The 8,037-nt window shown below is 69.6% G+C and carries 1 protein-coding gene; it reads right to left on the reverse strand.

Annotation, left to right across the window (positions count from 1 at the left end):
- Positions 1-8,037, reverse strand: an 8,037-nt coding sequence (locus E3U47_RS24630; protein ID WP_134694176.1) for a non-ribosomal peptide synthetase, incomplete at both ends; no start/stop codon positions are given.

The raw sequence follows: 8,037 nt of genomic DNA on the forward strand, positions 1-8,037 counted from the left end.
GTGCCGGTGGAGCCCGAGGTGTACATGATGTAGGCCGTGCTGCCGGCGTTCACCGCCAGTTCCAGGTCCTCGCCGGCATAGCGCTCCAGCTCGAGTCGGTCCAATTCGATGCGGCGTGTACCTTCCACCTGCGGTTGATCGCTGTGGGTCAACAGCAATCGCGCCTGGCTGTCGGCAACCATGAACGCCTGGCGCTCCAGCGGGGCGTTGCCGTCCAGTGGCACGAACACCGCGCCACACTTGCTCACGGCCAATTGCGCCGCCAGCAGGTCGAACGAACGTGGCAGCAGCAATGCCACCCGGTCGCCGGCCTGCACGCCCATTTCCAGCAAGTGGCCTGCCAGGCGGTTGGCCTGCTGGTTCAGCGCCTGGTAGCTCCAGCGCCGCGTGCCATGGACCACCGCCAGCGCTTCGGGGCTGGCCTTGGCGTGGGCTTCGAACAGCCCGTGCAGCGCCACCTGGTGCGGGTATTCGCGTCGGCTGTCGTTGAATTGCCGCAGCACCCGCTCGCGCTCTGCCGCAGGCAGCGCGACGACGGCCTGCAATGGCGTCGCCGGTGCCGCTTCCAGCGCCTCGGCCAGGCCCGACAGGGCGGCCTGCAACAGCTGGCCAACCTGCGCCCCATCCACCTCGGGCACCGCCTGTACAGTCAGCAAGAAGCCATTGCCCAGGTCGTCGACGCTGACCACCAGCGGGTAGTTGCTGCGTTCGTGGGCGGCCAGCAGCTCGATGCCGTCCCAGGCCCGCGCCTGCTCGGCGTTGCCCGCCGCGCTATGGCGGTAGTTCAGCAGGCTGGTGAACAGCGCCTGCGCCGCCGGCACGCCGCTGCAGCGCTGGGCCAGGGCCAGCGAGGCCTGCTCATGGGCGAGCAGCCGCGCCAGGCGCTGGTGGGTCAGGCGCACGCCATCGGCGACACTCGCCGAGCCGACGCTGACCCGCAGCGGCAAGGTATTGATGAACATGCCCAAGGCCCGTTCGGCGCCTTCGCCGCCTTGCAGGCGACCCAGCAGCACGGTGCCGAACACCACCTCCGCACGCCCGGAAAGTTGCGCCAGCACCTGGCCCCAGGCCTGGTGGACCAGGCTGGCGACGCTGACGCCCAAGGCCCGGGCCTGCTCTCGCAGGCGCGCGGCCAGGTGGTCGTCCAGGCGCTGGCGGTAATCCAGCACCTGGCGGCCATCGCCCAGGGCCTCACGCAAGCCGAACACCAGGGTCGGCTCGTCGATATCACCGAGCAGCTCGCGGAACAGCGCTTGCTGGGCCTGGCTATCGTCGCGCAGGCGGGCCTGCGCCACGTAGTTGCGGTACGGCACGCTGTCGCCCTGGGGCTCACGGCCCAGCAGCACCTCGGCGACTTCGGCCACCAGCAGTTCCAGGGCGGCGTGGTCAAGCAGGATATGGTGCAGCAGCAAGGTCGCCTGCAAGCGGCCATGCTCCACCCGGCTGCTCAGGTGCATGAGCGGCGCGCGGCCCATGTCCAGGCGCACGTCCTCCTGCGCCGGCTCGATGGCCAGGCACGCCTTGCGCCAGACCACCTGCACGGCCTCGTCCAGCCCTTGCCAGTGCACGCTGGTACGCAGGATGTCGTGGCGCGCGATCACCTGGTTGAGCGCCGCGACAAAGGCGTCCAGCTCGGCCTGGCCGGCGAAGGCAAAGCCCATCTGCAGCACATAGGGGTCGACCTCGGCGCTGGCCAGGTGGTGATAGAGGATGCCCTGTTGCAGCGGCGCCAGGGCGTAGAGGTCCTGCACATTGGCCGCGCCGCCGGGGATGCGTTGCACCAGGCTGTCGAGCGCCGCCTGCTCCAGGCTCGCCAACGGCAGCATGTCGCGGGTGATGCGCGTGCAGCCCACCGGGATGCGGTTGGCCGGCACCTGCGTCGTCGCCTCGCCGCCCACCGCCGCGGCCAGCGCCGCCAGAGTCGGCTGGCCGAACAGCACGCGCACGTCGGCGCGCAGGCCGGCCTTGCGCAGCCGCGCGGTCAGGGTCACGGCCAGCAGCGAGTGGCCGCCCAGCTCGAAGAAGTTGTCATGCCGGCCAACCTGGGCCACGCCCAGCAGTTCGCTCCACAACTGCGCCAACAGCGTCTCGACCTCGCCCTGCGGCGCCTCGTAGGCCTGTTGCGGCACGTCGGGCGCTGGCAGGGCCTTGCGCTCGAGCTTGCCGTTGGGGCTCAGCGGCAGCGCGTCCAGGTGGGTGAACGAAGCAGGTACCATGAACTCCGGCAACTGGCCCAGCAGCGCGGCGCGCAGCGTGTCGACAGTTTGCGCGGCACCGGTGTAGTAGGCCACCAGGCGCTGGTCGCGGGCCAGCACCACGGCTTCCTTGATGCCCTCGACACGGGTCAGGCAGGCCTGGATCTCGCCCAGTTCGATGCGCAGGCCACGGATCTTGACCTGGTCGTCGTTGCGCCCGAGGTATTCGAGGTTGCCATCGGCCAGGTGCCGGGCCAGGTCGCCGGTGCGGTACAGGCGCGCGCCGGCACGGCTGGCGAATGGGTCGTCGATGAAGCGCTCGGCGGTCAGTTCGGCGCGGTTGAGGTAGCCACGGGCCACCTGCACGCCACCGATGTACAGCTCACCCGGCACGCCGCGCGGCACCGGTTGGCCATGGGTATCGAGCACGTACAGGGTGGTGTTGGCGATCGGCTTGCCGATCGGCGTGTTGTCCGGCGCCGTCACGCAGTGCCAGGCGCTGACATCCACCGCCGCTTCGGTCGGGCCGTAGAGGTTGTGCAGCTCGACGCTCGGCAACTGCGCCTGGAACCTGCGCACCAGGCTGCCGGGCAGGGCTTCGCCGCTGCACAGCACACGCTTGAGGCGTTCAGGTTGCAGTTGGCCATGGGCGAGGAACACATCCAGCATCGATGGCACGAAGTGCAAGGTAGTGACCTGCTCGGCGCGGATCACCTCGCGCAGGTATTCGGGGTCGCGGTGCCCACCGGGGCGGGCCATCACCAGCCGGGCGCCGGTTTGCAGCGGCCAGAGGAACTCCCACACCGACACGTCGAAGCTGAACGGGGTCTTCTGCAGGACCACGTCAGCGGCGCCAAGCGGATAGGCGTCCTGCATCCACAACAGGCGGTTGACCACCCCGGCGTGCTCGTTCATCACGCCCTTGGGCAGCCCGGTGGAACCGGAGGTGTAGATCACATAGGCCAGGTGGCGCGGGGTCAGCCCGGCCACCTGCGGCGCCGTGGCCGGCTGCGCCAGCCAGGTGGGCTGGTCGAGATCGACCAGGCGTGCGCCCTCGGCCACCGTGCCGGTGGCCGCCTGCACCAGCACCGCCACCGGCGCGCTGTCGCTGAGCATATGGCGAATGCGCTCGGCCGGGTACTCAGGATCGACCGGTACATAAGCGCCGCCGGCCTTGAGGATGGCCAGCAGGCCGACCACCATCGACAAACCGCGCTCGACGCAGATCGCCACCCGATCGTCGGGTTCGACCCCCAGCCCGATCAAGTGGTGGGCCAGGCGATTGGCCTGTTCATCGAGTTGGCGATAGCTGAGCACACCCTCCTCGGCCGTGACCGCCAGCGCGTCCGGCGTGCGCCGCACCTGGGCCTCGATCAAGCCATGCAGCGTTTGCTCCAGGTGGTAAGCCCGCGCCGTGTCGTTGAAGCCTTGCAGCACCTGGCGGCGCTCGGCCGGCGCCAGCACCGGCACCTCGGTCAAGGCGCTGTCGGGCTGGTGTGCCAAGGCCTGCAACAGGCCGTCGAGCACGTGCAGCAACTGCTCGCAGACGCGCTGCGCGCCGACCTGTGGCGTCACCCTCACGCCCAGGCGCAGGCTGTCGCCGAAGTCATCGACATCCAGGGCCAGCGGGTAGTTGCTATGCCCTTCGCTGCCCAGGGTCTCGATGCCTTGCCAGGCGTCAGCCTGCGCGCTCGCCCGACTGCTTTGGCGGTAGTTGAGCATGGCGCTGAACAACGGCAACGGCGCGGCCACCTGGCTGCAACGCTGAGCCAGGGCCAGCGAGGCGTGCTCATGCACCAGCAGCGCCGACAGGTCGCGCTGTAGCGCCTGCACGCCCTCGCGCACGCTGACGCCGGCCAGGTCGACGCGCAACGGCAAGGTATTGATGAACATCCCCAGTGCCCGCTCGCTGCCCTCGCCGCCCTGCAGGCGACCCAGCAGCACGCTACCGAACACCACTCGGTCCTTGCCGCAGGCGGCCGCCAGAAGGCGTGCCCAGGCCAGGTGCAGCAGGCTGGCGCTGCTCACCCCAAGCTGGCGCGCCTGTTCGCGCAGGCGCTGGTAGCGCTGGCCGACGAACTCGACCTCGGCCACCTCGATGGCCAGGCCATCGCCCTGCACCTCGCGCAGGCCGAACGGCAGGCTCGGCTCGTCAATATCGCCCAGTTGCGCGCGGAAGAACGCCTCGTGCTGCGCCTCGCTGACGCCCTGGCGCGCCTGCACCACGTAGTTGCGATATGGCACCGAAGGCGGCAACGGCAGGTCCTGCCCCAGCAGGTAGCCACGCATCTCGGCCTGCACGGCCTGCATGGCGACGTGGTCGAGGACGATATGGTGGAACTGCAACACCGCCTCGACTCGCGTACTACCCGCCTCGGGGCGATGCAACAGGCGGATCAGCGGCGCCTGGGCCAGGTCCAGGCGCGCCAGTTGGCGCTCCTCCAGTGGCAGCACCTGCAGCGGTGCCTGGCGCCAGACCACTTGCACCGGCTGCGCCAGGCCTTCCCAGAGCACCGCGGTGCGCAAGATGTCGTGGCGGGCGATGACCTGCTCCAGAGCCTGGGCGAATGCGCTCAGGCGCGCGGGGCTGTCGAAGCGCAGGTGCGCACGCAAGGCATAGGGGTCGGCGGCGGCGCTGCTCAGGTGCAGGTAGAGGATGCCCTCCTGCAACGGCGCCAGCGGATAGATATCCTGCACGTTGGCCGCGCCGCCCGGCACGCAGGCGACGATCTGCTCGATGACTGCCTGGTCCAGCTCGATCAGCGGCAGCAATTCGGGGGTGATGCGGCCACAGCCCGCCGGGATCAGGTTGGCCGGCACCGGCACCTCGTGGCCTTGGCCAAGGGTCGCCGCCAGGGCCGCGACGCTCGGCTGGCTGAACAAGGTGCGTACATCCACCTGCAACCCGGCCTGGCGCAGGCGCGCGGTGAGGCTGACTGCCAGCAGCGAGTGGCCACCGAGGGCGAAGAAGTTGTCGTGACGCCCGACCCGCTCGACGCCCAGCAACTGCGCCCAGATATCCGCCAGCAAGGTTTCGGTCTCGCCCTCGGGCGCCTGGTATTCGCTCGGCTGCACGTCAGGTACTGGCAGGGCTTTGCGGTCGGGCTTGCCGTTGGGGGTCAGCGGCATGGCGGCCAGGTGGACGAACAGCGCCGGCACCATGTACTCCGGCAGGTGCAGCAGCAGCGCCGCGCGCAGGCTGTCGGCGGCCTGCGCTTGACCTGTGTGGTAGGCGACCAGCCGCGGGCCGCTGTGCGGGTGCTCGTGCACCAGCACCAGCGCCTCGCCGACACCGGGCACCCGGTTCAGGCAGGCTTCGATCTCGCCAGGCTCGATACGCAGGCCGCGTAGCTTGACCTGGTGGTCGATACGGCCAAGGAACTGCAAGGTGCCGTCGGCCAGCTGGCATACCCGGTCGCCACTGCGGTACAGGCGCTCATCGGGGTTGAACGGGCTGGCGATGAAACGCTCGGCCTGCTGCTGTGGCAAGCCAAGATAACCACGCGCCACACCGGCGGCGCCGATGTGCAACTGACCGGCCACGCCCCAAGGCACGGGCTGGTCGTGGGCATCGAGCACATACAGGCGGGTGTTGTCGATCGGCCGGCCAATCGGCAGCGCGCCCTGGGGCACTGGGTCGTCGGGGTGCAGCGTGTGGATGCTGCAATCCACGGTGGTCTCGGTGGGGCCGTAGACGTTGTGCAGGCGCACCTGCGGCAGGCGTTCGCGCACCTGGCGCACTAGCGCTTCGGTCAGCTCGCCACCGCCGCAGACGATATCGCTGAGGCTGGCGCAGCGGGCACTATCGGGCAGATCGAGGAACTGCTGGAGCAAGGCCGGCACGAACTGCACCACGCCGACCTGCTGACGCTCGATCAGCTCGACCAGGTATCGAGGGTCGCGCTGGCCATCCGGGCGCGCCAGCACCAGGCGCAGGCCGCTGCACAGCGGCCAGAACAGCTCCCACACCGAGGCGTCGAAGCTCACTGGGGTCTTGTGCAGCATCGCGCCACCGGCCGGAAACTGCCGCTGGCTCCAGTGCACCAGGTTGACCAGGTTGCGGTGCTCGACCATCACGCCCTTGGGCACGCCGGTGGAGCCGGAGGTGTAGATCACATAGGCTAGGTGGCTGGCGGTCAGGCCAGGGACCTGCGGATTGTCCTTGGGCTGGTCACTCCAGCCCGGCTGGTCGAGGTCGACCAGCGGCACTGCCGGTTCACCCGGCAACGCGCGGGTGGCGCCCTGCACGAGCACGGCGCGGGGTTGGCTGTCGTCGAGCATGTGCCGCACCCGTGCGGCCGGGTAGTCCGGGTCGAGCGGCACATAGGCGCCGCCAGCCTTGAGAATGGCCAGTAAACCGACCACCAGCGGCAAGCCACGCTCGACGCAGATCGCCACCCGCGCGTCGGGGCCTACTCCCAGTTCGATCAGGTGGTGGGCCAACTGGTTGGCCTGGGCGTTCAACTGGGAGTAGCTCAGTGACTGCCCCGCGGCCTGCACGGCAATGGTATCCGGGGTACGCGCGGCCTGCTGCTCGAACAGCCGCTGGATCGGTTGCCCAAGGTCATGGGGCCGCGCCGTGGCATTGCAGCCTTGCAGCAGGTACTCACGCTCGCTGGCGAGCAGCACCGGCAGCGCCAGCAGCGCCTGCCCAGGCTGGCTGTCCAGCCCGTCGGCCAGCGCCTGCAGCACCTGCTGCAGTTGCTCGCACACCCGCATCGCACCCACCGTGGCCGGGGCCATGGCGACCAGGCGCAGGCGCTCGCCCATGTCATCGACGCTCAGGCTCAGCGGGTAGTTGCTGCGTTCCTGGCCGTCGAGGAACTCGATACCTTGCCAGTCCAGGCGCCGCGCCTCGTCGGCCACCTGGCCGTGGCGGTAGTTGAGCATGGCGCTGAACAACGGTGCCGGGGCCGGCACGCCACTGCAACGCTGGGCCAGGGCCAACGAGGCGTGCTCGTGGGCCAGCAGCGCGCTGAGCCGCTGCTGGGTGGCCTGGAGCGCATCGCCCAGGCTGACGCCGGCCAGGTCCAGGCGCAGTGGCAAGGTGTTGATGAACATGCCCAGGGCCCGTTCGGCACCCTCGCCGCCCTCCAGGCGGCCCAGCAGCACAGTGCCGAACACCACGCTGTCACGGCCGCTGACGGCCGCCAGCAGGCGCCCGTAGGCCAGGTGGAACAGGCTGGCGACGCTGATGCCGCGCTGCCGGGCCTGCTGGCGCAGGCGCAAGGCCAAGGCGTCGTCCAGCCACAGTTGGGCCTCTTCGATGGCCTGGCCGTCGCCTTGCACGTCGCTCAGGCCGAACGGCAGGGTCGGTTCGTCGATATCACCCAGTTGCGCGCGGAAGAACGCCTCGTGCTCGGCCTGGCTGACGCCCAGGCGCGCCTGGGCCACGTAGTTGCGGTACGGCACCGGCGGTTGCGCCGGTGCAGCAGCGCCGCGCAGATAACCGAGCAATTCGGCGCCGACGATCTCCAGGGCGGTGTGGTCGAGGACGATATGGTGGAACTGCAACAAGGCTTCGATACGCCCGCCCACCTCCTGGTGCAGCAAGCGAATCAGCGGTGCCTGGCTCAGCTCCATGCGTTGCAGGTTTTGTCCGGCGAGCGGCGCCACCTGCAGCGCTGCCTGGCGCCAGACTACCTGCAGCGGCTGCGCCAGGCCCTCCCAGAGCACCGCGGTGCGCAGCACGTCATGGCGGTCGATGGCGGTTTGCAGCGCGGCGGCGAACGCCTGCAAGCACTCATGGCTGGCGAAGGCCATGCGCGATTGCAGCACATAGGGGTCGTGCTCGGGCGAGCTGAGGTGGTGGTAGAGAATGCCCTCCTGCAACGGCGCCAGT

This window comes from Pseudomonas sp. RIT623 (assembly GCF_004519305.1).
Classification (GTDB): domain Bacteria; phylum Pseudomonadota; class Gammaproteobacteria; order Pseudomonadales; family Pseudomonadaceae; genus Aquipseudomonas.